The 23941-nt window shown below is 73.2% G+C and carries 23 protein-coding genes; 5 read left to right on the top strand and 18 right to left on the bottom strand.

Annotated elements, in window-relative coordinates:
• Nucleotides 1-34: 34 nt before the first annotated feature.
• From ACFPFQ_RS09715 to ACFPFQ_RS09680, 8 genes are all read right to left on the bottom strand, one after another.
• Nucleotides 35-4432 (bottom strand): hypothetical protein, encoded by a 4398-nt coding sequence (locus ACFPFQ_RS09715; RefSeq protein WP_379617017.1) that lies wholly within the window; start codon nucleotides 4430-4432, stop codon nucleotides 35-37.
• Nucleotides 4429-5157 (bottom strand): hypothetical protein, encoded by a 729-nt coding sequence (locus ACFPFQ_RS09710; protein WP_379617015.1) that lies wholly within the window; start codon nucleotides 5155-5157, stop codon nucleotides 4429-4431. The genes ACFPFQ_RS09715 and ACFPFQ_RS09710 overlap by 4 nt, the downstream gene beginning before the upstream one ends.
• Complete coding sequence (locus tag ACFPFQ_RS09705; RefSeq protein ID WP_379617013.1) at nucleotides 5154-6692, bottom strand: hypothetical protein; 1539 nt, start codon at nucleotides 6690-6692, stop codon at nucleotides 5154-5156. The genes ACFPFQ_RS09710 and ACFPFQ_RS09705 overlap by 4 nt, the downstream gene beginning before the upstream one ends.
• A gap of 310 nt (nucleotides 6693-7002) precedes the next feature.
• On the bottom strand, nucleotides 7003-7440 hold the full coding sequence (locus tag ACFPFQ_RS09700; RefSeq protein WP_379617011.1) for a hypothetical protein: 438 nt from the start codon (nucleotides 7438-7440) through the stop codon (nucleotides 7003-7005).
• The gene (locus tag ACFPFQ_RS09695) at nucleotides 7404-7655 is read right to left on the bottom strand and encodes a hypothetical protein (protein ID WP_379617010.1); all 252 of its coding nucleotides are present in this window, start codon (nucleotides 7653-7655) and stop codon (nucleotides 7404-7406) included. The genes ACFPFQ_RS09700 and ACFPFQ_RS09695 overlap by 37 nt, the downstream gene beginning before the upstream one ends.
• A 3-nt stretch (nucleotides 7656-7658) precedes the next feature.
• The gene (locus tag ACFPFQ_RS09690) at nucleotides 7659-7868 is read right to left on the bottom strand and encodes a hypothetical protein (protein ID WP_379617008.1); all 210 of its coding nucleotides are present in this window, start codon (nucleotides 7866-7868) and stop codon (nucleotides 7659-7661) included.
• Complete coding sequence (locus ACFPFQ_RS09685) at nucleotides 7865-8758, bottom strand: VOC family protein (RefSeq protein ID WP_379617006.1); 894 nt, start codon at nucleotides 8756-8758, stop codon at nucleotides 7865-7867. The genes ACFPFQ_RS09690 and ACFPFQ_RS09685 overlap by 4 nt, the downstream gene beginning before the upstream one ends.
• Nucleotides 8755-9408 (bottom strand): class II aldolase/adducin family protein, encoded by a 654-nt coding sequence (locus ACFPFQ_RS09680; RefSeq protein WP_379617004.1) that lies wholly within the window; start codon nucleotides 9406-9408, stop codon nucleotides 8755-8757. The genes ACFPFQ_RS09685 and ACFPFQ_RS09680 overlap by 4 nt, the downstream gene beginning before the upstream one ends.
• 92 nt (nucleotides 9409-9500) lie before the next feature.
• Here ACFPFQ_RS09680 and ACFPFQ_RS09675 point away from each other — a divergent pair, with 92 nt between their 5' ends.
• Both ACFPFQ_RS09675 and ACFPFQ_RS09670 read left to right on the top strand, forming a co-directional pair.
• Complete coding sequence (locus ACFPFQ_RS09675; protein ID WP_379617003.1) at nucleotides 9501-10085, top strand: PadR family transcriptional regulator; 585 nt, start codon at nucleotides 9501-9503, stop codon at nucleotides 10083-10085.
• 90 nt (nucleotides 10086-10175) lie between these two features.
• Nucleotides 10176-10691 (top strand): IclR family transcriptional regulator, encoded by a 516-nt coding sequence (locus ACFPFQ_RS09670; protein WP_379617002.1) that lies wholly within the window; start codon nucleotides 10176-10178, stop codon nucleotides 10689-10691.
• Here the strand turns inward: ACFPFQ_RS09670 and ACFPFQ_RS09665 are convergent.
• From ACFPFQ_RS09665 to ACFPFQ_RS09650, 4 genes are all read right to left on the bottom strand, one after another.
• Entirely contained in the window at nucleotides 10666-11655 is a 990-nt protein-coding gene (locus ACFPFQ_RS09665) for an amidohydrolase family protein (RefSeq protein WP_379617000.1), read from the bottom strand. The genes ACFPFQ_RS09670 and ACFPFQ_RS09665 overlap by 26 nt on opposite strands.
• 28 nt (nucleotides 11656-11683) lie before the next feature.
• Nucleotides 11684-12388: a LysR substrate-binding domain-containing protein gene (locus tag ACFPFQ_RS09660; protein WP_379616998.1), complete on the bottom strand. Its 705-nt coding sequence runs from the start codon at nucleotides 12386-12388 to the stop codon at nucleotides 11684-11686.
• A 153-nt stretch (nucleotides 12389-12541) separates the two neighbouring features.
• Nucleotides 12542-13879, bottom strand: a complete 1338-nt coding sequence (locus ACFPFQ_RS09655) for a phenylacetate--CoA ligase family protein (RefSeq protein ID WP_379616996.1) — start codon at nucleotides 13877-13879, stop codon at nucleotides 12542-12544.
• 9 nt (nucleotides 13880-13888) lie between these two features.
• Nucleotides 13889-14998, bottom strand: coding sequence for an LLM class flavin-dependent oxidoreductase (locus ACFPFQ_RS09650; protein ID WP_379616994.1), 1110 nt, complete (start codon nucleotides 14996-14998; stop codon nucleotides 13889-13891).
• Between the two features lie 210 nt (nucleotides 14999-15208).
• Between ACFPFQ_RS09650 and ACFPFQ_RS09645 the strand changes: the two genes are divergently transcribed.
• The 3 genes from ACFPFQ_RS09645 to ACFPFQ_RS09635 are packed head-to-tail and all read left to right on the top strand — an operon-like array spanning nucleotide 15209 to nucleotide 18005.
• Entirely contained in the window at nucleotides 15209-15595 is a 387-nt protein-coding gene (locus ACFPFQ_RS09645; RefSeq protein ID WP_379616992.1) for a Zn-ribbon domain-containing OB-fold protein, read from the top strand.
• Nucleotides 15592-16722 (top strand): thiolase family protein, encoded by a 1131-nt coding sequence (locus ACFPFQ_RS09640; RefSeq protein WP_379616990.1) that lies wholly within the window; start codon nucleotides 15592-15594, stop codon nucleotides 16720-16722. Before ACFPFQ_RS09645 ends, ACFPFQ_RS09640 begins: the two co-directional genes overlap by 4 nt.
• Nucleotides 16719-18005 carry a cytochrome P450 gene (locus ACFPFQ_RS09635; RefSeq protein ID WP_379616988.1) on the top strand — a complete coding sequence of 429 codons (1287 nt, stop codon included), beginning with the start codon at nucleotides 16719-16721 and terminating at the stop codon, nucleotides 18003-18005. Before ACFPFQ_RS09640 ends, ACFPFQ_RS09635 begins: the two co-directional genes overlap by 4 nt.
• On the opposite strand, the gene ACFPFQ_RS09630 is transcribed toward ACFPFQ_RS09635, so the two are convergent.
• From ACFPFQ_RS09630 to ACFPFQ_RS09605, 6 genes are read right to left on the bottom strand one after another with little or no spacing between them, the layout of a single operon-like run.
• On the bottom strand, nucleotides 17991-18629 hold the full coding sequence (locus tag ACFPFQ_RS09630) for a TetR/AcrR family transcriptional regulator (protein WP_379616986.1): 639 nt from the start codon (nucleotides 18627-18629) through the stop codon (nucleotides 17991-17993). The two genes, ACFPFQ_RS09635 and ACFPFQ_RS09630, sit on opposite strands and share 15 nt — an antisense overlap.
• A 54-nt stretch (nucleotides 18630-18683) precedes the next feature.
• On the bottom strand, nucleotides 18684-19562 hold the full coding sequence (locus tag ACFPFQ_RS09625; RefSeq protein WP_379616984.1) for a carbohydrate ABC transporter permease: 879 nt from the start codon (nucleotides 19560-19562) through the stop codon (nucleotides 18684-18686).
• Nucleotides 19559-20518 (bottom strand): carbohydrate ABC transporter permease, encoded by a 960-nt coding sequence (locus ACFPFQ_RS09620; RefSeq protein WP_379616982.1) that lies wholly within the window; start codon nucleotides 20516-20518, stop codon nucleotides 19559-19561. Before ACFPFQ_RS09620 ends, ACFPFQ_RS09625 begins: the two co-directional genes overlap by 4 nt.
• Nucleotides 20518-21831 carry an ABC transporter substrate-binding protein gene (locus ACFPFQ_RS09615; protein ID WP_379616980.1) on the bottom strand — a complete coding sequence of 438 codons (1314 nt, stop codon included), beginning with the start codon at nucleotides 21829-21831 and terminating at the stop codon, nucleotides 20518-20520. Before ACFPFQ_RS09615 ends, ACFPFQ_RS09620 begins: the two co-directional genes overlap by 1 nt.
• A 38-nt stretch (nucleotides 21832-21869) precedes the next feature.
• The gene (locus ACFPFQ_RS09610; RefSeq protein ID WP_379616978.1) at nucleotides 21870-22517 is read right to left on the bottom strand and encodes a ThuA domain-containing protein; all 648 of its coding nucleotides are present in this window, start codon (nucleotides 22515-22517) and stop codon (nucleotides 21870-21872) included.
• Nucleotides 22514-23920: an aldehyde dehydrogenase family protein gene (locus ACFPFQ_RS09605; RefSeq protein ID WP_379616976.1), complete on the bottom strand. Its 1407-nt coding sequence runs from the start codon at nucleotides 23918-23920 to the stop codon at nucleotides 22514-22516. Before ACFPFQ_RS09605 ends, ACFPFQ_RS09610 begins: the two co-directional genes overlap by 4 nt.
• Between the last annotated feature and the right edge of the window lie 21 nt (nucleotides 23921-23941).

Here is a 23941-nt window from a genome sequence, read left to right as displayed (position 1 = left end):
GCCATGCTCCCAGACCCGATCCGAGCGGCGCTGCTCACAGAAGGGTCAGCACCGGGTCCTCGCGCCACACCCGGGTCGTGTCGACGATCCCGGCGGGGTCGACGGCAGCGACCTGCCGGTCGGCGATGCTCACGTACTCCCGCGCCTTCGTCCGGGTGTTGCGCATCCGGATGACGTTCGGGAAGCGGCCCACCGCCTTCATGTCCCCCACCCCGGTCAGGAAGATCAGCTGGATGCCGTTGGCGGCGGCGACCTTGCGCTGCAGGTTGAGGAACACCACGTAGTTGGCCTTGCCCAGCGGGTTGTCCAGCGGCAGCGCCCCGAGTCCGGGCAGCTCCCGGCCGCGGGTGGTGGCGCGCAGCTTCGCCACCATGCAGAACAGCAGCAGCGAGATCGTCACCTTCTCCCCGCCCGACCACTTCCGCATCCGCTCGACCGACACCCGCTCCACCGCGAACGTGGTGGACGGCTTGAGCACCTTCGCCTTCCAGTTGCCCTCCCCGACGACGGCGCTGGTGGCCTGCCACAGCAGCTCCTGCCCGCGTGGGACGGGGGTGCCGCGCGTGGTCAGCGAGTCGACGAGCCGGGCGCAGCGATCGCGCAGCACGGCGTCGGCGGTCTCGACCATCGCGCGCGGACCGACCTCCAGGAACTTCTGGCCGGCCCACTCGCCGAGGCTCTCGGGCAGCTCGGAGAGCGACTGGGCACGGCTGAGCGACTTCAGCGCCTGGCGCACCATCCCCACCATCGCCGTGACGACCACCGACTTGTGCTCCTCGAGCTCCTCGAGCCGCTGCCGCAGCTGCACGGCGAACAGATCGAGGTCGTCGGCGAGCCGTTCGGCATCCGGCAGCAGGTCACGGCCCACGTCGTCGGTGCGGAACCGGTCGCGCACGGCCGGCTTGACGCCCGCGAACCGGTCGGCCGCGGCCCACAGCGCCAGCTCCTGGGCCAGCTTCTCGACGGCGCGCAGGCTGCGTCGCGCATCCGTGCTCGCCGTGTCCCACGCCGACCGCGTGGCGTCGAGCGCCGCCCTCGCCTCCTCGACGGTGCCGGTGAACGCCGGCGCCGTGACGGGTGCGCTGCCGCTCGCCTGCTCCGGCAGCGTGATCAGCTCGACGAGGTGGCGCAGCCCGGTGGCACGCTCGCGCGACACCGCCTGCTCGGCGGCGGCCGCGGCCACCGCGGCGACGGCCACGTCGTGGCGGCCGCGGTGGGCGTCGGCCTCGCGGTCCGCCCGCTCGGCAGCGGCCAGCGCGTCCTCTCGCGTCGCCGGTGGCTCCCCGATCGGGTCGGTGCCGGTGCCGAGTGCGGTGAGCTCCGCCCGGGCCATCCGGGTCTCGGCACGGGCGTCGGCCAGCGCGGCCGCCGCGTGGGAGCGCGCCGCCTCCGCCCGGGCGAGCGCCGCACCGCGGGCGCCGGCGTCGAGCCCGTCCGGGGTGTCGAGCAGGGTCCTGGCCGCGGAGCGCACCGCGGCGGGCACCGCGGCGAGCTGGTCGCGCAGCCGCTCCACGGCGCGGGTCGCCTCCTGCAACGACGACGCGAGCGCCGAGTCCGAGACCTCGCGGCGGTAGGCGAGGCTCGCGCTCTCCCAGGCGGCGCGGGCCTCGCTCACCGTCAGGTCAGACGATGCCGGGTGCGCCGCACCCGCCGGCTCGCCCAGGGCGGCCCGATCCCCGCGCTGGCCCTGTGCGGTGCGCGCGATGGTGGCCGCATGCTCGGCCGCGGTGCCGGCCAGCCTGCGGTGGGTGGCCTCGGCGTCGGTCTCGGCCGCGAGCGTGCGAGCGCACGCGGCGATGGCCGCCGGGAGCGTCGCGACGCTCTCGCGGTGCGCGGACGCGTCCTGCTCGCGCGTCGCGAGGCCGGTGAGCACGCCCAGTGCCGACGCGGCGGCGCGACGGGTGCGCTCGGCCTCGGCGCGGGCCTCGTCCAGCGCGGACTCGCGCCCGGCCAGCGCCGCGCCCGCCTCCTGCGCCTCCGCCTCCGCCGCCGCGAGCTCCGCGAGCCGCTCGGTGGCCTGCCCTTCGGCGAGAGCGAGGGCTTCGCGCGTGCCGGGCGGGCAGTCGGCGGCGAGCTGGCGCAGCCTGCGCAGCAGGTCGGTGTCGTGGTCGAGTGCAGCGGCCAGATCCGCGTCGAGGCCCGAACGTTCGGCCCGGGAGCGCTCGCGGGCCGTCAGCTCGGCTCCCGCCGCGGCCCGGTCGGTGAGCGCGGGTGCCGGCGGTACCAGGAACGGGCTCGCATCGGGAACCACCTCGACGCTGGTCACGATCGCGGCCAGCTCGGCCGTGGTCGCCACGACGACGGCGGAGGTGGGCCGTATCCCGGCGCCCGTAACCGCGTCGCGCGCGGCGGGCAGGTCCCGCGGTTCGTGCACCAGCAGCCCGGTGGCCAGCGCCGGTGCCGCCCGCAGCACGGCCGCATGCCTGGCCGCCGGCACCGCGTCGGCGAGGTAGCGCCACCCGGACGTGGCCGGGATGCCGGCCCGCTCCAGCGCGTCGTGCGCCCGGACGAGGTCCAGGCTGCCCGGCAGCAGCTCGGTGGCCGCCAGTGCGGCGAGCGCGCGCTCGTCCTCGGCGCCGACGACGGCGAGCTCGATGCGACGGCGATGGGTGCGCGCGATCGCATGCGAGACGGCGTCGGCGAGGTCGCCCGCCTCGGCGAGCGGGTCGATGTCCTCGCCACCACCCAGCGCGCGCAACCGCTCGTCGGCAGCCAGCTCGGCGACGCGTTCCGCCAGGTCGCCGCGCTGCTGCGCGGTGTCGGTGCGCTGCTTGTGCACCGCCGCGCGCTCGGTACCGACGGCGGTCAGCCGCTCCTGCAGCCGGCGGCGCTCGGCGCCGAGCACGCCCCGCTCCTCGACGATCCGCGCGAGGTCGGCGACGGCCGTCTCGTCGGCGTTGCGGTGGCGCTGCGTCGCGGCGTCGACGTCCTCGCCGCGGCCGAGGTGCCCGTCCGTGACCGCCGCGTCCAGGTCGCGGTCCAGCGCCGCGAGCGCCTGCTGTGCCGTGGTCAGCGACGCCGCGAGCTGGGCGCGCTCGGCCAGCGCGTCCTCACCGCGCTTGCGTGCCGCCGCTTCCTGCTCGAGCTCCACCTCGGCGTCGTCGCGCCGCTGGGCGACCTGCTCGTCGAGCGCGGTGATGCTCGCGTCCAGCGCGACGGCGTAGCCGGCGGCAGCCTCGTCGCGACGGACCCGCAGCGGCTCCGCGTCCTGCGTGGCGGCGACGAGCTGCTCCTCCAGCTGGACGGTGCGCTGCTCCGCCTCCCGCAGCGCGTGCACGGCCGGCGTGGCCTGCCAGGCCGCGAGCGCCGCGGTGAGCTGCGACTCCTGCTGCGCGAGCTGCGCGCCGGTGGCCTCCGCCGCGGCGAGCCGCATGCCGGCCGCCACCCGTCGCAGCGCGATGGCCACCTCCCGTGACCCGCTCTCCGACGCCGCGTGCTCGGCCGCGGCCCGCTCCTGTGCCGCGGCACCCGTTGCGCGCGACTCCTGCTCACGGTCGGCCTGTACCGCCGCCGCCTCCAGCGCCGCCAGCAGCGCGCGGGCGCGTGACTCCTGCGCCGAGAGCGCGGCCGTGGCGACGGCCCGCTCGTCGCGGGCGGTGGCGAGGGACCGCAGCCGGGGTGCCGCCTCGTCGGCGAAGGTGAGGTCGGCGAGCAGCTCGGGGCGCTCGGCCAGGCCCGCGCGAACGCCCTCCAGGATCTGCGACACCCGCGCCGACACGTCCGGATCGACGATCAGCTCGAGCAGGTACTGCACGAACTGGTCGGCGTTGCGGAACTGGAACTGGCCCTCGATGCCACCCTCGGTGGCGTTCATCTGCAACAGGGGCGTGAAGATCTCGGGATCGAGGCCGTGGTCGTCGAGCAGGCGACGCCAGCGGTCCATCCCGTCGGTGACCGCCGCGTCGCACCCCGGAATGGCGTCCCACTTGCGGATCTCCGCGACGAAGTCGCGCAGGCCGGTCGGGCTGCCCCCGGTCTCGAACGGCAGCAGGTCGAGCTCCGCGCGGCCGTCGGCGGGGGTGAAGACGTACCAGCGGGCGTGCAGCCGGTCGTGGTCGCGGTTGGGGTCGGCGGGTTGCGTGCGGTCGGCCCACTCGTACACCGCGCCCGTGACGAGACGCCGCCCGCTGGGCCCGGACCACTCGACGACCACGTGGGCGGTGTCGGCCCCCAGCACGTAGTCCTCGAGGTGCTTGCCGGTGGCGGCCGTGGCCAGGAAGTCGCGCCGGTGCGGCCGGAACAGCGCGCAGATCAGCGACAGCACCGTGGACTTGCCACCGCCGTTGCGCAGCCAGACGATCGTGTCGAGCGGATGCCCGCCCGCGTCGCGCAGATCGAGCGTGACGTCGAGGAACCGCGCCGCCGACGGGCCGATCCGGTCGAGCCGGACCCGCTGGATCTTCCACATCACGTCGTTCGCCGCGCTCGTCATGCGGTGGCCACCACAGCTTCTCGTCGAACCTCGCGCAGCACCTCGAGCGCCGCGTTGCCCGCGCTGTCGGCCACCAGCAACCGGAAGCGGTCGGTGAGGTGGAACGTGTCGGGGCCCAGCGTCGGCGCCTCCCGTGCGGCGCCCTGGCCCACCAACCAGCCGCACACCTCCTCGACGGAACGCAACGTGCAGCCGCGCGCCCGGCGCCCGGTCTGCGTGGGCACCAGTGAGGGCAGGTCGGCGTAGATCTCCGCGGCGGCCCGGCCGCGGTCGTCGAGCGCCTCGGATCCGCTGCCGGCGAGATCCACCTCGGCGATCGCGGCCCGGAGGAACTCGTCGATCTTCAGCACGTCGATCAGCTTGGTCTCGGGGTCGTCGAAGTCGACCTCGTTGGGATAGGCGTAGGCGGCGATGCCGATGAGGATGAGCCCGAAGACGAGCCGCTCGTCCTGGTCCATGGTCCGCAGGTCACCCAGCCGCGTCGCGAAGGGGCCGCCCGGATCGGGCACGAGCACGATCCCGGCGCGCGGCGTGCCCAGCACCTCCAGACCCAAGCCCTCGGCCATCGTGTCGACGACGTCCTTGAAGCGCAGCTCCGCCCGGTAGCGGTCCAGCAGCGCGCGGTACTCGCTGCCCTCGACGGGCCGGGCGCGCCGGGCCAGGCCGAACGTGATCAGCTCGGCGGCCGCACGGACGTCGGTCAGGTCGGCGGGCACACCCGTCACGTCAGCAGCCTCTCGTCGGTCTCTCGGGGTTGGCGGTGGCGGCGGGAGATCAGCAGGTCGCGGCCCCCGGTCCGGGCATGGGCGAACAGCGTGCCATCGTCGTGGGCCTCCAGCGCGCCGGCCAGCACGTCGAGGGCCGACGCCGTCTCGGCCTGGTCGGCGTCACCGGGATCGGGCGCGAACGCCCACAGCGCCGAGAGCAGGACGAGCTCGGCGACGTCCGCGGGGTGCTCGTGATCGACCGCCGGTCTCTGATCAACCGCGGTGAGCAGCGCGGAGAGCCGGACCGGGCCCGTCGCCGTGTGCTCGAGCACCTCCCGGGCCGCCGCCACGACCGCGGGCGGGTAGCCCTGCACGTCCTCGTCCTCGACGGGCTCGTCGGCCTCCTCGAGATCGGCCTCGGCGGGCTCCGGGGCCCGCGGTGGCGCCCACAGCGCATCGAGCAGGTCGTCGAAGCGCACCAGCCGCGGCACGGTGACCCCGAGCGCGCGGTCGGCGAACGGCTCCACCACCGCACGGGCGTCGGCGGCGGGCAGCGCGAGCACCGGCACCAGCAGGTCCTCGCCGAGCGTGATCATCCGCAGCCGGCGCCGCCGCGCGATGCGCTGCCGCACCTGGGCGGCGAGGAAGACGTCGCGCGCGCCGACCAGGCGCCGCTCCAGGTCGAGGTGCACCTGCTTGGCGCGGCTGAGCAGGTCGATGATCTGCCCGGACACGGCCCGGACCGCGGGCGACGCCTCGCCGTCGAGGCCGCCCTGCACGTGCTCGAGGAACCGGTCGTCCTCCGCGATGCGCTCCTCGACGTGGCGCCGGGCGCGGGTGAGGCGGTCGGGCAGGTCGTGGGACCAGTCGATGGAGCCGACGTCGCGGCGCGTGGCGTCGAGCATCTCGGTGAGGGTGGCCGAGAGCCCGACGCTCGTGCGCTCGGCCTGCACCGCGGTACGGGCGGCCGCATCGAACCGCTCGTCGTCGAGCTGGCGCTGCAGCACGTGCGCGAGCGCGCGGTCGGCGTCCTCGAGATCGACGTCGAGACCGTGCAGGAACAGCGTGATGGCCTGGTCGCTGGCCACCAGCACGACCCCGAACTCGGTCTCGCGCAGCGACAGCAGCCGGAAGCTGTAGGGCTCGAACCGGGCCGCGCCGCGCTCGGCGATGTCGGCGAAGTAGTAGGTGAACCGGCGCTGCTCGCGGGCCTCGTTGAGCAGGCCCTTCAGCACGGCCTGCGCGACGTCCTGCCACTCCTGCGCGCGCTCCTCGCCAGGGCGCATCCGGGCGGCGAGCCCGGCGAGGGCGTCGATCACCTCGTCGACACCGGCCTCACGGGCGAACCCCATCGACCCGACGACGATGTCCACGGCCGCGAGCGCGAGCTGCCGCAGGTCGTAGCGCTCGTCGTCGATGCCGGCGTGCGCGGCGTTGCGCACCAGCCGCGAGACCGGGTCGGTGAGCACCAGCGCCCGCCACCGGGCCCGCGCCGAGGCATCGGCCGCGGGCGAGACCACGGCGGCGCGACCCGCCGACCCCGAACCCGTCATCCGCCCCGTCCACACGCCCGTCCGAGCGGCCCCGTACCTCGGCGACCGCAGCGTGCAGCGTAGGACAGCGCCCCGAACGGGTCCCGGTCCACCGTCGAGAACGACGTTGTCGTGATCAACAGGCCCTGATGATCATGCCAACGTCGTTCTCGACGGGACGGGGGGGCGGCGGGGGCGGTGACGTCGGCGGTGGTCGGGCTGCGGCGTACCGCGAGGATCACCAGCGGCGCCGCGACGTCGCGGGTGGTGACCCGGCGCCACATCGGCACCGAGCTGTCGAAACGCAGGGTCTCCTCCACCGCGCCGGGGATCAGGGAGCGGTCCGCGCGGATCCCCTCCCACTCGCTCGCACCGCCCATGCTCCCGATCCATCAGGGCCAGAATCGGCGAGGAGGTGGCGCAGCATGTTGCCGAGCAGGTTGGTGGTGGTCTCGTGCCCGGCGAAGCTCGACGCGAAGTTCAGGCTGGTGATCTCGACGTCGGTGAGCGCGCGCTCGTCGGTCACGAGGGCGCCCACCAGGTCGTCGGCGGGTTCCCCCCGTGCGATCTCGTGCCGCCGCCGGGCCACGAACGCGGCGCAGTACTCCACGTAGGCGCGCATGTTCCGCGCGGAGCGGCGCTGGCGCTCGGGGTCCGGATTGCCCCAGTTCACCTCCAGCTTGTCGGCGCACCACCCCTTGATCCGGTCGCTGTCGGCCGGCGGGAACCCGATCAGCGTGAAGATCGTGAGCGCCGGGAGGGGTAGCACAGCGCAGCGACGATGTCGGCGTGCCCGTCGGCGGCGAACCGGTCCAGCAGCTCCGTTGCCCGCGCCTCGATCGCCGGTCGCAGGTCGGCGACCCGGCGCGGCGACATCGCCCGCACCATCACCGACCGGAAGCGCTGGTGCGCGGGCGGGTCACAGTTCGACATCGTCGGCACGAGCGGCAGCGCGGCGAGCACCGCTGCCGCCTCGGGATCCATCGGTTAGACCGGGCGCTGCGCCTCCACCGCGGAGAACGTGTGCGGATCGGTGAGGATCCGGTCGATGTCGGCGTAGCGCGTGACCACCCACCGCTCGATCGACGGCGCGTGGAACACGGGGGTCTGCTCGCGCCACCCGGCCAGCACCGGGAACGGATCGGCGAGGTAGCCCGCGTCCAGCGGGTCGAAGCCGGCCGCCACCGGGCAGGTCATCTGGCTGCCGCCGAGCGGTTCCCGACCTGCAGCTGGGTGCCGGGCTTGCGGGTCGGGCCGGCCCACATGTCGATCGAGTCGGGCTCCTCGGGATCGAACGTGCGGGGTCGCCACGTGGCGTCGTCCTCGATGCGGCGCACACCCCACGAGTACTCGTAGGTGAGTCCCTCGGGGCCCTTGAAGTAGAGGAACACCGCCGTCGACTGCGGGTGGCGCCCGGGCCCCATCTCGATCTCGACGCCGAGGTTCTGCAGCACGTGCCAGCTGCGCATGACGTCGTCGAGCGCGGCCACCTGGAAGTTGAGGTGACACAGACCGGGGCGCTCGCCCTGGAACACCGCGAGCTTGTGGTGGACCGGGTCGAAGCGCATCAGCGCCGCCCGGTCGCCGATCCAGTCCGAGATCTTGATGTTGAACAGCGTGGACCAGAACGCGCACGCCTCGTGGACGTCGGGGGCGTCGAGGCACAGGTGACCGAACTCCGTGATGCCCGCCGGGCGGCCGAAGCGCACCGGCCGGGCGAGGGTGCCCTGTCCGCAGGCCAGCTCCACCCGGTTGCCGAACGGGTCGTCGAAGGCGAGGTAGTCGCTCACCCGGCGGTGCCGGGCGCCCGCGGCGTCGCCGCGCTCGACGTGGCAGCCCGCGCGTTCCAGCTCCAGCTCGGCGGCGGCCAGCGCGGCGGCGTCGCGCACGGTGAAGCCCGACGCGAGCACACCCGGCTCCCCCTCGACGAACGCCAGGCAGTGGTGGCGGTGGTCGGCGCGCAGGTAGGCGGTGCCGTCCTCGCGGGCCACCTCCTCCAGCCCGACGACGTCGACGGCGAACCGGACGGCGGCCTCCAGGTCGGCGGTGCCCGACCGGACGTACGCGATGTCGTCGATGATGATCACGGCGTCTCCTCGGTGAGATGGGTCCAGATCCGCTGCAGCAGCTCGGGGGCGGCGAGTCGCCAGGTCGCCGCGTCGGCGTCGGGCAACGGCGTGAGATCGCCCGTCGCGGCGGCGATGGCGACCGACCGGGCGGCGCGTTCGAGCAGCCACATCCGCGCGACGGCCGCGCCGACGTCGACGCCGAGGGTGATCGCGCCGTTGCCGCGCAACACCAGCGCGTCGCCGGTGCCCAGCGCCGTCGCCGCGCGGCCTGCGGTGACCGCGTCGCGCACCAGCACGGCGTCCGGTGACACGGGGACCGGGGCGCCGGCGAGCACGGCATGGCCGGTGATGGGGGTGATCGCGACGCCGCCGGCGGTGAGCGCGGTGACGCGCTCGGGCTGGGCCCGGCACACGGCGTTCGCGTGGGGACGTGCCCGGTAGACGGCCAGGTGCAGCCAGGCCTCGTGCGGCGCGCCCGGCGGCAGCTCGGCGGCGTCGAGATCGATCGGGACGCAGCGGTCCGGATCGACCGACGCGAGCGGCACGGGCGGGGTGATCAGCATGCTTTCCCCGTCGAGCCGGACCGACACGTGGCCGAACGCGGTGACCAGGCCCGCACCGGCCAGCACTGCTCCGGCGGTGACAAGCGACTGGGCTGGCGACGTCATCGGCACCCACGGACCGTATGCCCATCTCCATACCGGTACACAACAACATGTATCGCTAGGTGGAACGCGCACCGCTGGGCTACCGTCACCGCATGTCCCTGCAGAGCGCGTTGTTGGGAGTCCTCGACGCCCGACCCATGAGCGGCTACGAGCTCGCGCAGTTCTTCGACTCCGGCTCGGGCTGGGTGTGGTCGGCCCCGCAGAGCCAGATCTACCCGCACCTGCGCCGGATGGAGGCCGCCGGGCTGATCACCGGGGAGCGCACCGTGCGGGGCAGCAAGCTGGAACGCACGATCTACTCGCTGACCGCCACCGGCAAGAGCAGGCTGCTGGAATGGCTCGGCGCCTACCACGCGCCACCGCCGCCGCGCGACCCGTTCGCGCTGCAGGCCCTGCTGTTCGACATCCTGGCGCCCGAGGAGGCCACGACGGTCCTCAAGGCGTTCATCGAGGAGCAGGAGCGGATCGCCGAACGCCACGAGGTGCAGGCCGCGCGGCTGCGCGCGCTCGACACACCCCTGCTCGTCGAGCGCCTGCGCCACCGCCCGCCGGAGGACCACGCGCGGATCGGCCGGATGAAGGCCCACGTCTTCGCGGGGAAGGCGGCCGCGGCCCGGCAGCAGGTGGCGTGGGCGCGCGAGGCGATCGCGCTGGCGCACGGCGGTGCCGACACATGAGCACCGCCACCGAGAATCCGCCGTCGATGCTCGGCCGGGCCGTCGCGATACTCGGCGCCTTCGGGATGCGGCGGTTCGAGCTGGGCCCTGGTGGCGCGCCAGCGCGGGCTGCGCGAGCTCGCCGCACCGCTGATGAACGAGCTGCGCGAGGTGAGCCGGCAGCGCGTGCACCTCGCGGTGCTCGACGGCGCCGAGGTGCTCTACCTGGAGATCCTGTCCGGCCCGGCCGGCCCGAAGCTCCCGTCGCGGGTCGGTGGCCGGATGCCCGCGCACGCCACCGGGGTGGGCAAGGCGATGCTCGCCCATGCGCCCCGCACCACCGTCGACACCGTGCTGGCGGCCGGGCTGCCCCGCCTCACCGCGCGCACGATCGTCGCCCCCGGGATGCTGCATGCCGATCTGCGCCGCATCGCCGGGCGCGGCGTGGCGTTCGACGGTGAGGAGAGCGCCGTCGGACTGATGTGCGCCGCCAACCCCGTCCTCGACGCCGACGGGATGGCCGTTGCCGCGCTGTCGGTGTCGGGCCGCAGCGGCCGGATGCCGATGCCGCGTCTCGTTCCCGCCATCGGCGCGGTGGCCGTCAGGTCGGCGCGGTCAAGGAAGTGAGAAGTCGCTGGGGGTTGGTCACGCGGATCGCCGCGGCGAGCGCAGCGGGTACGGCCGGGTCGTCGAGGTGGGTGACGGGATCGGCGCCCATGAACGGGTAGTCGGTGCCCAGCACCACCCGGTCGGCCCCCACGACGTCGACGAGCGCCATGAGCAGCGTGGCGTCGAACAGCAGCGGGTCGAACCACAGCCGCTGCGCGTACACGGCAGGTGGCTGCGGCATCAGCTCCTGCAGCGCCGGGGTGGTGGCGCGCATGAAGTCCAGCCGCGGCAGGCTGGTCAGCAGCGAACCGCCACCGTGGCTGGCCAGCAGCCGCAACCGGGGGAACCGCTCCAGGGTGCCCGCGGCGATCAGCCCGCCGACCGCCTGCCCGATGCTGCTCGGGAACACCACCCCGTTGGCCGCGCCGGGATGCGGGAAGGTGGCCGCCAGCGCCCCGCCGACAGCGTGGACGAACAGCAGCAGCCCGAGGCGCTCCGCCTCGCCGAGGAAGTCCGCCCACACCGGGTCGTGCAGCGGGGCGCCGGGTGGCGCGCTCGGGATCTCGACGCCGAGCAGGCCCTGCCCGGCGATCTCGCCGAGCAGCGCGGCGGCCGCGACCGGGTCCTGCACCGGCACCACGCCGAGCCCGGTGAAGAAGCCGTCGTGCCCGGTCACCTCCGCGGCCAGCCACCCGTTGAACGCACGGGCGTAGTCGAGGGCGTCGCCCGCCGGTGCCCACGGTGCGAACAGCTCCGGCATGGCCGAGAGCAGGTGACCCGTGACGCCGTCGGCGGCGAGCCGCTCGCGCCGTTCGACGAGGTCCCATGCCACGCGGCGCACCGTGCGGAAGTTGCTCCCGGCAACGATGACGTCACCCGTCTCGCCCGCGGGCTCCAGCCGGGCCCAGCGCGGATCCGAGCCGGCCAACCGCTCGAGGAACGGCGTGCGCGGTGGCACGACGTGGGTGTGCAGATCGATCACGGGCTCCAGGGTGCCAGTTGACGCCGCGTCACCGCCGGAGCAGCTCCACCACCCGCTGCAGCGCCGGGTTCGGGTTGTCCGGGCTCCAGCACGCGTGCAACGTCACCGACTGGCTGTCGGCCGCCACCAGCTCCAGGTACCGCACGCCGGCCACCCCCATCCCCATGATCGAGCGTGGCACCAGCGCGCATCCCAGCCCGGCCCGCACCAGCGCCAGCATCGTCGGCACCTGCGACACCAGCTGGCTCACCGCGAAGCGGTTCATGCCGATCATGGCCGCGCAGATGTCGTGCAGGTACCGCGAGCCCTCCGGGCTGTAGCCGATGTAGTCGGCGGTGACGTCGGCGAGCGCGACCGGGCGGCCCTCCCCCGCCAGCGGGTGGTCCTGCGGCACGGCGAGCACCAGGTCCTCCGAGTGCACCAGCACCGCCTCGAACTGCTCCGGGATCGGCGGGCGCACCAGCCCCAGGTCGATCTCCAGGCCGGCGAGCGCCTCGAACTGCGCGGGGCTGACGAGCTCGGTCAGCTCGATGCTGACGGCCGGGATGCGCTCGTTGACCAGCGCCAGCGTCTCCGCGAGCACCGCGTAGGCCCCGATCGCGGTGAACGCCAGCCGCAGCGTGCCCGTCTGGCCCTCCGCGGCGCGGCGGGTGGCCGCGGGCGCCACGTCGACCAGCGCCACCACACGTCGGGCCAGTGCCAGGAAGACGTCCCCGGCCGGGGTCAGGCGCACACCCCGGCCGGTCCGGTCGAACAGGCCCCGGATTCAGAGCGCCCTCGGCGGCCATGCTCGCCGCGCTGGGGTGATCAACGCCTACTGGTTCGGTGTTGACCATGAGCCAGTGGGCGTTGATCACCCGCCCGGCTCCCGGCAACGGGCCGGCCACTACCGCTCGTCCACCACCCGCCGGGCCTTGAACGTGGTCTCCGGGAGCGTGCCCGGCGCCAAGAGCTGCACCGGCACCCGGATCCCGACGACGCGCTTGAGCGCCTCCTCGGTGCGCGCGACGATCGCAGCGGCCTGCGGCCCGGCATTGTCGGGGAGTTCCGCCTGCACCGTCAGCTCGTCGAGCGCACCGATCTTCTGCACCAGCATCCGGAACTCCGGACCCAGCTCCGGCACGGTCCGCAGCGCGGTCTCCACCGCGCTCGGGAACACGTTGGCGCCCCGGATGACGAGCATGTCGTCGAGGCGCCCGAGCACGCCCTCTGGCAGCCGCGGGTAGGTGCGCCCGCAGGGGCACGGGTCGGTGGCCAGGTAGCTCTCGTCGCCGGGGGCGAACCGGATCATCGGCTGGGAGTCGCGCCACAGGTGCGTGTAGACGACCGCACCCCGCTCCCCGACGGGGACGGCGACGTTGCGGTCGGCCGCGTCGACCACCTCGGTGTACACCTCGTCGGTGAACAGGTGCGTGCCCGTTCCCGCCGTGCAGCCGACGCTGGTCTGGAACGGGTACATCTCCGACGTCGAGCCGGCGTCGGCGACGGTGGCGCCCCAGCCGTCCTCGATGATCTTGCGGGTTCCGGGCAGGCTGCCGCCGGGTTCGCCGCCGACGAGCAGGTGCCGGATCGTGCTCGCCCGCAGGTCGATGCCCATCCGCGCGGCCACCGAGAGCAGGTGGATGCAGTAGGACGGCGTCGCGCTGAACACGGTGGAGCCCAGCCGCGTGATCAGCTCCAGCTGCTTCTCCGAGTCGGTGACGCCGATCGGGAACAGCGTGGCCCCGATCCGCTCGGCGCCCTGCACCACGCCCCAGCCGCCGAAGAACAGCCCGAACGGGAACCCGACCTGGACGATGTCGTCGGGCCGTACCCCCGCGCACCACTGCGCCATGGCGTGGACCTCACCGGCCCGTTCCCAGTCGGTGCGCGACACCGCGTACAGGGTCGGGACGCCGGACGTGCCCGACGACCCGTGGATGCGCGCGATCTCCCCCGCCGGCACCGGCCTGCTGTAGCTGCCGAACGGCGGGTGCGCAGCCTGGTCGGCCACCAGCATCTTCTTGGTGATCACCGGGACGCGCGTGGTGAAGTCCTCGAGCGAGCGCACCTGGTCGGGGTGGAACCCGTGCTCGTCGTAGAGCGTCCGGTAGAACGGCAGCTCGGCGTAGACGTAGGCGAGCTGGTGCTGGATCCGGCCCAGCACGATCTTGTCGCGCTGGGCCGGATCGAGGGTCTCCCGCTCCTCGTCCCAGAACCGGGGGAACCCGCGTGCGTCGATCATGTCGGCCGGTCAGGCGATACCGAGCGCGACGTTGGCCAGCTTCTGCCGGCGCGCCATGTTCTCGCGCCGGGTGAACTGCGGCATGACGTAGCGGGCGAACAGCTCCAGCGAGCGGTTCCACTTGTCGGTGGTGACCCAGTCGCGGCAGTTGATCAGCAGCGTGCCGAAGCCGCCGACGGCCTCCTCGAGCTCGCGCAGCTGGCGGATGCAGTCGTCCGGGCTGCCGATGATCCACGGGATCTCGTCGGCCATCCACTCGAAGGTGAGGTCGGCGTCCGGCATCGCCTCGTCCTTCTTCATCAGCGCGCCCAGCCCGAGCCCGAGCAGGTAGTCGTAGGAGCGCTTGACGCCCTCCCGGATGTCGCGCAGCGCCTGGTTCTTGTCGTCGGTGACGTAGACCTCGCGCACGATCCGCCAGTTGTCGCGCGTGACGGCGGCGTCGATGCCCGCGGCGGCACCGGCGTCGAGCATGGCCTTGGCCATGCCGACCAGGTCGGGCGCGATGGGGTAGTCGCCGTTGTCGATCGGGGCGAAGTGGACGCTCAGCGGCTTCCAGCCGTTGCTCCCGCACTTCGCGTAGTTGTGCAGCCCGGTGAGGCCGGCGATCGCGAACGGCGGCACGTCCTGGTAGGGCCCGACCTGCAGCTGCCGGTTCTCGTACTTCCAGTAGACGCCCTCGTGCGTGACAGGCTCGTCCGACGTCAGCAGCTTCCAGATGATCTCGAGCGCCTCGTTGGTGCGCGGCGCGGCCTCGCTCGGCTCCAGGCCGAACAGCGCCTTGTCGGTGGGCAGCCCACCGCCGCCGAAGCCGTACTCGAGGCGGCCGTGGGTCAGGTGGTCGAGGAACGCCAGCCGCTCGGCGACCATGAACGGGTCCTGGTAGGGCAGGTTGATCACGCCGGTGCCCAACCGGATGCGGTGGGTCACCGCCGACGCCTTGGCGATCATGTACTCGGGCACCGGCACGTTCTCGTAACCACCGGTGTGGTGTTCACCGATCCAGAACTCGTCGAATCCCAGCCGCTCGGCCTCCACGATGGCCGCGATGTCGCGGTCGTAGGACAGCGTCCAGTTCTCGATCGGCGGATGCTCCGGCATGGTGAAAAAGCCGAACTTCATCGGTCGGTCCTCCTGGTCGGGGTGGAGTTGTGTCAGGATCCGGGCCGCACCGCACGCAGGGCAAACCCTTGTTCGGGTACCTGGGTGCGGCAAATGTGGCCCCCGCCACTGCTCGCTGTCAATAGGCCCACCTACCCTGGTAGCCGTCGTTGATAACTAACCCGCGGTTTGTTTACATGGCGCCCACCACGAACGACCAGGAGGACACCGTTGTCCCACCCGACCACCACTGATCCGCGCCCGCACGTGGCGAAGGGCCCGGACGGCCAGCTGCATGTGGACGGGCGGCACTGCCGGTCCTGCGGCGAGGTCTCCGCGCTGGCCTGGCCACGGTGCCCCGCCTGCCGCGGCACGGTCGAGCCGGCAGCGTTCGGGCCCGACGGCACGGTGTGGTGCTCCACGATCGTCCGGATCCCCGTCCCGGGCCGCACGCCGCCCTACGCGCTGGCCTACGTCGACCTCGACGACGGACCGCGGGTGCTCGCCCACGTGACCGACGACGGGGTCCCCGTGGACGAACCTGTCCTGATCGGTAGTCGCGTCCGGCTCGCCGGCCTCTCACTGGACGGCGATCTCCGGGTCGAGCTGCTCCGATGACGCAGGTCGCGGTCCACGGCGTCGGCACCTCCCCTTTCGGCCGGCAGCCCGAGCGCGACCTCATCGACCTGACCGCCGACGCGGTGGGCGAGGCGTTGGCCGATGCCGGCGACGAGCCCGTGGACGCGGTGTGGGTGGGCACGGTGTTCGCCCCGCCCGGGACGGCGCAGCGGGTGCTGCGCGCGCTGGGCATCACCGGGATCCCGATCATCACCGTCGAGAACGCCTGCGCGAGCGGCACCACCGCGTTCGTCGAGGCCCACGAGTCCGTCCGCACCGGGCGCTACGGGCGCGTGCTCGCGCTCGGCGTGGAGCAGCTGAGCACTGCCTTCGGCGGCGCGATCACCCCCGAGCCGTCGGACCCCGAGGGCCGCGCCGGCCTCGCCCTGCCCGCGCTCTACGCCATGGCCGCCGCGCGGTACCTGCACCTGGGGCTCGCCACCGCCGAGCAGCTCGCCGCGGTGTCGGTCAAGAACCACGCGCACGCGCTGCACAACCCGCGCGCGCAGTACGCCGGGCGGTTCAGCATCGCCGACGTGCTGGCCTCCCGCATGATCGCCGACCCGCTGACGCTGCTGCAGTGCTGCCCGATCTCCGACGGCGCGGCGGCCGCGGTGCTGGCCCCGGCCACCGGCGGCGCCCGCGAGGTCGGCGTGCGGGGGCTCGCCCTGCGCAGCGGCCTGCCGTGGAACCACCGCTCGCCCCACGTCTGGGGCCACGACCTCGTCCGCGACACCGCCGTCGAGGCGTTCGCGGCCGCCGGACTCGCGGCGGCCACCGACATCGATGTGGCCGAGGTGCACGACGCGTTCACGATCGGCGAGATCGTCACCACCGAGGCGATCGGGCTCGTCGCGCCCGGCGAGGGTGGCAAGGCCGCGGCCGCCGGGGTGACCGCGCTGGGCGGGGCGTTGCCGGTCAACCCGTCGGGCGGGCTGCTCTCGCGCGGGCACCCACTTGGCGCCACCGGCCTGGCCCAGCTGGCCGAGATCACCTGGCAGCTGCGCGGCGACGCCGGCGGGCGGCAGGTGGACGGCGCCCGGATCGGGCTGGTCGAGACGATGGGCGGCGGGGTGTCCGGGCTCGACGGCAACGCCTGCGCCGTCGTGGTGCTGGAGGCACCGTGAGCACGGCGGCCGATCCCGGCGCCGCCGACCGTGCCCGGCGAGGCGACCTCGCGGGCGCCGACCTGCTGAGCCCTGCGGCCGTCGCCGACCCCTACCCGCTGCTGGCCGCCCTGCGCGAGCACGACCCGGTGCACTGGAGCGAGCGGTACCGCTCGTGGTTCGTCACCCGCTTCGACGACGTCTCCGCCGCGCTGCGTGACGAGCGGTTCTCCTCGGACCGCATCGCGCCCTACCGCCGCGCGAAGCTCGACGTCCCCGAGGCCGACCAGGCCGTGCGCGCCGCGTTCGGCGTGCTCGAGGACTGGATGGTGTTCAAGGACCCGCCCGACCACACGCGCCTGCGCAAGCTGCTCAGCCGCGCGTTCACCCCGCGCGCCGTCGACCGCATGCGGCCCCGCATCGTCGAGCTCGTCGACGAGCTGCTGGCCGCGATCGTCGCGCGCGGGCGCGCCGACCTGGTCGGTGACCTGGCCTACCCGCTGACCGCATCGGTGATCGCGGAGATGCTGGGCGTGCCCCGCGCCGACCGGGCGCGGTTCAAGGACTGGTCCGACCAGATCACCGGGCTCGTCTTCGGTGGCATGGGCGACCCGAACCGGCACACCGTCGGCGCCCACGGCATGGGCGAGCTCACCGAGTACCTGACCGGCCTCGTCCACGACCATGAGCAGACACCCGCGGACGACCTGCTCTCGGCCCTGATCGACGCGCGCGACGCCGACGACGCCCTCTCGGCGGACGAGGTCGTCTCCACCGGGGTGCTGCTGCTGTTCGCGGGCCACGAGACCACCACCAACCTCATCGGCAACGGGCTGCTCGCGCTGCTGCGCCATCCCGAGCAGCGCGCCCTGCTCGACGCCGACCCGGCGCTGGCCGCGGGGGCGGTCGAGGAGGTGCTGCGCCTCGACGGGCCGGCCAAGACGATCGCGCGGGTGCTCGCGGCCGACGTCGAGCTGGGCGGGCGGACGCTGCGCCGCGGCGACCGCGTGTTCCTGTGCCCGGCCGCCGCCAACCGGGACCCGGCCGTCTTCACCGAACCGGACCGCTTCGACATCACCCGCAGGCCCGGCCGCCAGCTCGGGTTCGGCTTCGGGCTGCACTACTGCCTCGGCGCACCGCTCGCGCGCCTGGAGGCCACGATCGCGATCCCCCGGGTACTGGACCGCCTGCCCGACCTGGCACCCGAGGACGAGGACCCGAGCTGGCACCCGGTGCTGCTCTCCCGCGGAATGGTGAGCTTCCCGGTCCGCGTCGGCGGGCCACCAGCCTCACGGCGTGCGTGAGGTCCCCTCCGGCATCGAGCGGGCCAGCGCACGCATGCTGCCGCCCGCGATCAGGCCGCCCAGCGCCAGCGCGAACAGCTCGTCGGCCAGCTCCCGGTCGGCGGCCGCACCCCGCGGGGTGAACCAGTGCTGCATCCAGTCGAGCATCCCGACGATCGCGCGCGCGACCGTGCGCGGCTCGGCGGGCAGCGAGAACTCCCCCGTCGCCGCCCCCTCCGCCAGCAGGCCCTCGACGGCGGCCATGTACTGGCCGTCCATCTCGCGGAACTCGGCGAACTTGGGAGACTGGACGACGTGCCCGAGGTGGCGCAGGTAGACGAACGCGGCGGGGTACCACTCGCTGAAGATCCGCACCTGCATCCGGATCAGCTCCCGCAGCCGCACCGCGACCGTGCTGCTGGTGTCGGCCCGCAGCAGCGCCAGCTCGGCGAGCAGGGCCCGCGCCGGCTGCTCCACGACCGCGAGCAGCAGCTCCTCCTTGCTGCCCACGTAGTTGTAGATGCTGCCCTTGAGGATCCCGACGCGCGCCCCGATGCCCTCGAGCGTCGCGTTCTCGTAGCCGTGGTCGCGGAACTCGGCCCCGGCGGCGAGCAGGATCTCCGGCCAGCGGCTGGGACGGGGCATGAGTCGGCTCCTGGTGACGTCGGGGGCGCCAGCGTAGCCAAACCACCGGTCGTTTCAGCGGATCGCGCCCGTGATGAGGTCGATCCGCCAGTACCGCTGCAACGACAGGAACAGCGCGATCACCGGCACGATCGACAGCAGCGTCCCGGTGATCACCAGGGAGTACAGCGACGCCTCGGCGGCGCCGTGGCGCAGCAGGCTGTAGAGCCCGACCGTCAACGGGAACTTGTCCTCGGTGGTGACCATCACGAACGGCAGCAGGAAGTTGTTCCAGATCGCGATGAACTGCAGCAGGAAGACGGTGACGAGCCCCGGGCCCATCAGCCGCAGCCCGACGCGGCGGAACAGCTGGAACTCCCCCGCACCGTCCAGGCGCCCGGCCTCCAGCAGGGTGTCGGGCACCGCGGCGGCGGCGTAGACCCGGCACAGGTAGATGCCGTAGGGGTTGAACAGCTGGGGTAGCAGCACCCCGAGGTAGCTGTCGGTCAGCCCGATCTTCGACAGCAGCAGGTACTGCGGGATCGCCAGCACGATCTGGGGCAGCAGTACCCCCGCCAGTATCGTGTTGAACAGCGCACCGCGCCCGCGGAACTCGTACTTCGCCAGCGCGTACCCGGCAGCGGCCGACACCAGCGACGCGAGTACCCCGCCCACGGCGGCGTAGAGGAAGCTGTTGAGCATCCAGCGCCAGAAGATCCCGCCCTGGTAGGCGGTCAGATCCCGGACGTTGTCCACGATGCCGGTGCCCAGCGAGGGCAGGTACGTGGCGGTGGAGAACAGCTCAGCGCTCGACTTCGTGGCCGCGATGAGGATCCACAGCGTCGGCACCACGCAGTACAGCGCGCCCAGCACCAGCGCCGTGGTCGGCAGCCACGCGACCCGGCCGCGCCGCATCGGCGGTGCCACGGTCGGGGCCGACGCGGCGGCCGTCACCGCGACACCCGTCGCTGGATCAGGCGCGCCGCCACGAACGACACCCCGAGCGTGACCACCGTGAACACCACCGAGGTCGCCGCCGCCTGGGAGAGGTCGGAGTCGACGAAGGCGTCGTTGTAGATCTTCATCAGCGGCACCCAGGTCGACGAGATGGCGTTGGACAGCGGCCGCAGCGTGTTGGGCTCGTTGAACAGCTGCAGCGCGGCGAGCGTGGAGAACAGCGTGCACATCACGACCGCAGGCCGGACCAAGGGCGCCTTGATCCGCCAGGCCATCTGGAACTCCGAGCAGCCGTCGAGCCGGGCGGCCTCGTAGATCTCGGGCGGCAGCGCGCGCAGCGCCGTGAAGATCACGATCATGTTGAACCCGGTGGCACCCCACACCGCGATGTTGCCGACCGAGAAGAACACCCCGACGGAGGAGAAGTAGTCGATGTGGCTGCCACCGATCGGGCTCGTGGCCGGCAGGTACAGGAAGCCCCACATCAGCGTCGCGATCACGCCCGGGACCGCGTAGGGCACGAAGATCGCGAGCCGGGTGAACCGCGTGAGCCGAGCCCGGGAGACGTCGAGCATGAGGGCGAACAGCAGCGCGAGCCCCACCGTGAACGGGATCGAGATCGCCGCCACCGCGATCATCCGTAGCGTGGCCCCCCACAGCTCGACGTCGCCGAGCACCGCCAGGTAGTTGTCGATCCCGGCGAAGACCACCGTGCTGCCCCGGCCCAGCAGCCCGCCGGAGACCTTGCGCGCCTGGAAGCTCAGCACCAGCGCGTAGATCCCCGGCGCCACCACGAACGCGAGGAACAGCACCACCGCGGGCACCACCAGGAAGTACGGCAGTGCCGGCTTCGGGCGGGCCGACTTGCGGGCCGGCGCGCGGCCGCCGCCCTCGTCCGGCACGGTGGCCGCGCCGGACCGCATCGGCGCGACCACCTCGTCGTCGACGGTCATCAGCTGACCGTGAACCCGAGCTTCTTGATGTCGGACAAGGTGGCGTCCTGCATCGCGTCCAGTGCCGCCGCGAACGGGGTGCCGTCCTGCAGCGCCGCGCCGAAGGCGTTGGTGTAGCCGCTGAACGTGACCGTCACGTTCGGGCCCCACATCGAGAAGCTCCGCGCCCCGGGCGCCACCTGCTTGACGATCTCGTAGAAGTCGGGCTGGTTCGGGAAGAACGCCGGCGCGTTCGCCAGCACGGGCAGCGACCGGCCCGCCGTCGATGCCGGATAGATGTTGATCTGCTTGACCTGCTCGGTGACGGCATCGGCGTCGGTGTTGAGCCAGGAGGCGAACTGCGCCGCCTCGGCCGGGTGCTTCGAGTCCGAGGTCACGGTGGTGGCCGAGCCGCCCCAGATGCCCGTGGCCGGGTCCCCCGCCGTCCATGCCGGCAGCGGCGCGACGGCCCACCTGCCCTGCGTCGACGGGGCGATCCCGCCCAGCTGCGCCGGCGCCCACGCCCCGGAGATCCAGGTGGCCAGCGTGCCGTCGTTCATCTCCTTGTTCCACTGTGGAGAGAACGACGGGTTCTTGGCGACGACCCCGCTCGCGACGAGGCCCTCCCAGTAGGCGGCCACCTTCTTGGTGGCGGCGCCGTTGATGTCGACGTGCCAGGTGGAGCCCGTCGAGCTCCACCAGTCGGCGCCCGCCTGCTGCGCCAGCCCGGTGAACCAGCCCGGGTCGGCCGCGTCGAAGTTCGTCATCGTGACGGTCGGCGCCTTCTGGTGCAGCGTCGCCGCGGCCCGGGCGTACTCGTCCCAGGTCTTGGGCACGGCGATCCCGTACTGCTGGAACAGGTCCTGGCGGTAGAACAGCATCAGCGGCGCGACGTCCTGCGGGACGCCGTACACCTTGCCCTCGAACCGCACCGGCCGCAGCGTCGCGTCGTCGAACTTGCCGACCGTGTCCTTCGTGGCGTCGGTGATGTCGGCGACCACGCCGTTGGACACCAGCGAGGGCAGTGACTGGTACTCGACCTTGGCGATGTCGGGGCCGTTGCCCGCCTGGTGCGCGGTGATCATCTTGCTCACGAGCTGATCACCGCCCGCGGGGTTGGTCAGCGTGACGTGGATGTCGGGATGGGCGTCGTTCCACTTCGCGACGACCTTCTCCATGTTGGGGTCCCATCCCCAGTACGTCAGGTCGACCTTGCCGCCCGCGGGGGCCGGAGCGGGCGCGGCAGCAGTGCCGCCGCCGCTGCCGCAGCCGGCGAGCAGCAGCGCCCCGGCGACCGCGGCCGCGGCGAGCCGGAGTCCACGTTGACTCTTCACCATCTGAGGGTTCCCTTCAGGGGATCTGGGCGATCCGGTCATCGCGCCGCCCACGCCATTCCACGGCGCGTCAGCTCGCGCACCGCGGGTGCTTCCAGGTCCTCCACGCGATGGCCCACTGCCGAGAAGAAGACCTTCCCGGCGCCCCACCGGCGCGTCCAGACCACCGGCATCGTCACGGCGCCTGCGCCCTGGCCCGCGGAGTCGGCAGCGATCACGGTGTGCGCGAGCACGTCGTTGCGATCGTCGTGGAGCATCCAGTACTGCTCGCTGAACACGTCGAAGTCGCCGAGGCCCGCCATGATCGGGTGCTCCGGCTGGTCGACGTGCACCGCGTAGGAGAGGAACTCGTCGGGGTGGAAGAGGAACAGCCCACCGACCATGCGCAGGTAGGCGGTGTTCCCGGTGAACGTCCCCACGATGCCGCCGTGCCAGCCGGCGAACCCGGTGCCCGCGTGCACGGCCGCGGTCAACCCGGCGGCCTGCTCGGCGGTCAGCGTGCCCTGCGACCAGCACTGCACGATGAGATCGGTGCGGGCGAGCCGGTCGGCGTCGCGGTAGACGTCGAGATCCTCGGCGATCTCGACGGCGAACCCGTCCGCGGCGAGGCCGGGCAGGAACACCTCCGTCGCGGCAACGGGGACGTGCCCTTCCCAGCCGCCGCGGACGACGAGCGCGTTCCTCATCGGCTCGCCCACTCCGGCAGCTGCAGCGGGGTGCGCTGCACGCCGATCCACTGGCGCCGGGTGAACCCGGCGAGCTGGTTCTCGGCACCGTGGCGCGCGTGCGCGTCGTTGACGTGCACCTCGCCCGCGTCCAGCTGCTCGGCCACGCCCATGCCGCGGACCAGGTCGGCGCTGAACACCGAGTTCATCAGCATCGGGTAGCCGTTCGTCAGCGCGATCGCCTCGGCCTCCGTGTCGACCACCGTGATCGGGATGACGGGGCCGAAGATCTCCTCGCTGAACGCGGGCATGTCCGGGGTGACGTCGGCGAGCACGGTGGGCCGGTAGAACAGGCCCTCGAACGTGCCACCGGTGACCAGCCGGGCGCCCTTGGCGAGCGAGGGCGCCACGATCTGCTCGTGCACGCGGTCGCGCTGGGCGATGCTGATCAGCGGGCCGAGGTCGACATCGTCGAAGGGGTTGCCGACCACCAGCGACTCCGCCTTGCGCGTGACGGCGTCGAGGTAGGCCTCGGCGACGTCGCGCAGCACGATGTGGCGGCTCGCGCTGATGCACGTCTGGCCCTGGAACTCCAGCGACGCGATCATCGCGCAGGATGCGGCCAGCTCGACGTCGGCGTCGTCGAGCACGACGAACGCGTTGCTGCCACCCAGTTCCAGCCGCACGTCGCGGCCCGCGGCGGCCGCGGCGACGGACTCGCCGACCGCGCGTGCCCCGGTGAAGTCGAGCATGTCGATGCCCGCGTGCTCGGCCAGCGGGCGCCCCGCGCCGGGCCCGTCGCCGGTGACGACGTTGAACACGCCCGGCGGCAGGCCGGCCGCGTGCGCCGCGCGGGCGAGCACCTGGCCGCCGATGACCGGGGTCAGCTCGGCGGGCTTGAGGACGATCGTGTTGCCGAACGCGAGCCCCGGCGCGACGGCGCGCATGGCCAGGTTCATCGGGTAGTTCCAGGGCGTGATCAGCCCGATCACGCCGAGCGGCACCGTCCGCGACAGCGACAGCTTGCCCGCCTTGTAGGGCGGCAGGACGTCCCCTGCCGGCTCGCTCGCCTGCACCGCCGAGATGTGCAGCTGGCGGATCGAGGTGCCGACCTCGTCCTCGGCCTTGGCGCGAACGCCTCCGGTCTCGCGCATGCTCTGTTCCACCAGCTCGCCGTGGCGGGCGTCGAGCTGCGCGGCGAACCCCCGCAGGTAGGAGGCCCGTTCCGGCGCCGACAGCGCGGCCCATGCCGGCTGCGCGGACCGGGCGGCGGCCACCGCATCGTCCACGTCGGGGGCCTCGCCCAGCGCGAACCGCCCGATCTCGCGGCCGGTCGCCTTCTCCTCGACGGAGCCCACGCGGCCCGACCGGGCCGCCCGGAACTCACCGTCGATGTACAGCCCGTCCCTGCCCGTTCCGCTCACGACACTCCCACCCGAGACCAC

This window comes from Pseudonocardia sp. GCM10023141 (assembly GCF_042653605.1).
This window is presented reverse-complemented; position numbering and strand designations above follow the sequence as displayed.

What these genes read in the sequence shown, in the direction of transcription:
- ACFPFQ_RS09680 (WP_379617004.1), bottom strand. Translation starts at nt 9,408, where the DNA reads ATGACGTCGCCAGCCCAGTCGCTTGTCACCGCCGGAGCAGTGCTGGCC.
- ACFPFQ_RS09640 (WP_379616990.1), top strand. Translation starts at nt 15,592, where the DNA reads ATGACGCAGGTCGCGGTCCACGGCGTCGGCACCTCCCCTTTCGGCCGG.
- ACFPFQ_RS09650 (WP_379616994.1), bottom strand. Translation starts at nt 14,998, where the DNA reads ATGAAGTTCGGCTTTTTCACCATGCCGGAGCATCCGCCGATCGAGAAC.
- ACFPFQ_RS09620 (WP_379616982.1), bottom strand. Translation starts at nt 20,518, where the DNA reads ATGACCGTCGACGACGAGGTGGTCGCGCCGATGCGGTCCGGCGCGGCC.
- ACFPFQ_RS09630 (WP_379616986.1), bottom strand. Translation starts at nt 18,629, where the DNA reads ATGCCCCGTCCCAGCCGCTGGCCGGAGATCCTGCTCGCCGCCGGGGCC.
- ACFPFQ_RS09705 (WP_379617013.1), bottom strand. Translation starts at nt 6,692, where the DNA reads ATGACGGGTTCGGGGTCGGCGGGTCGCGCCGCCGTGGTCTCGCCCGCG.
- ACFPFQ_RS09715 (WP_379617017.1), bottom strand. Translation starts at nt 4,432, where the DNA reads ATGACGAGCGCGGCGAACGACGTGATGTGGAAGATCCAGCGGGTCCGG.
- ACFPFQ_RS09690 (WP_379617008.1), bottom strand. Translation starts at nt 7,868, where the DNA reads ATGACCTGCCCGGTGGCGGCCGGCTTCGACCCGCTGGACGCGGGCTAC.
- ACFPFQ_RS09675 (WP_379617003.1), top strand. Translation starts at nt 9,501, where the DNA reads ATGTCCCTGCAGAGCGCGTTGTTGGGAGTCCTCGACGCCCGACCCATG.
- ACFPFQ_RS09655 (WP_379616996.1), bottom strand. Translation starts at nt 13,879, where the DNA reads ATGATCGACGCACGCGGGTTCCCCCGGTTCTGGGACGAGGAGCGGGAG.
- ACFPFQ_RS09695 (WP_379617010.1), bottom strand. Translation starts at nt 7,655, where the DNA reads ATGGATCCCGAGGCGGCAGCGGTGCTCGCCGCGCTGCCGCTCGTGCCG.
- ACFPFQ_RS09610 (WP_379616978.1), bottom strand. Translation starts at nt 22,517, where the DNA reads ATGAGGAACGCGCTCGTCGTCCGCGGCGGCTGGGAAGGGCACGTCCCC.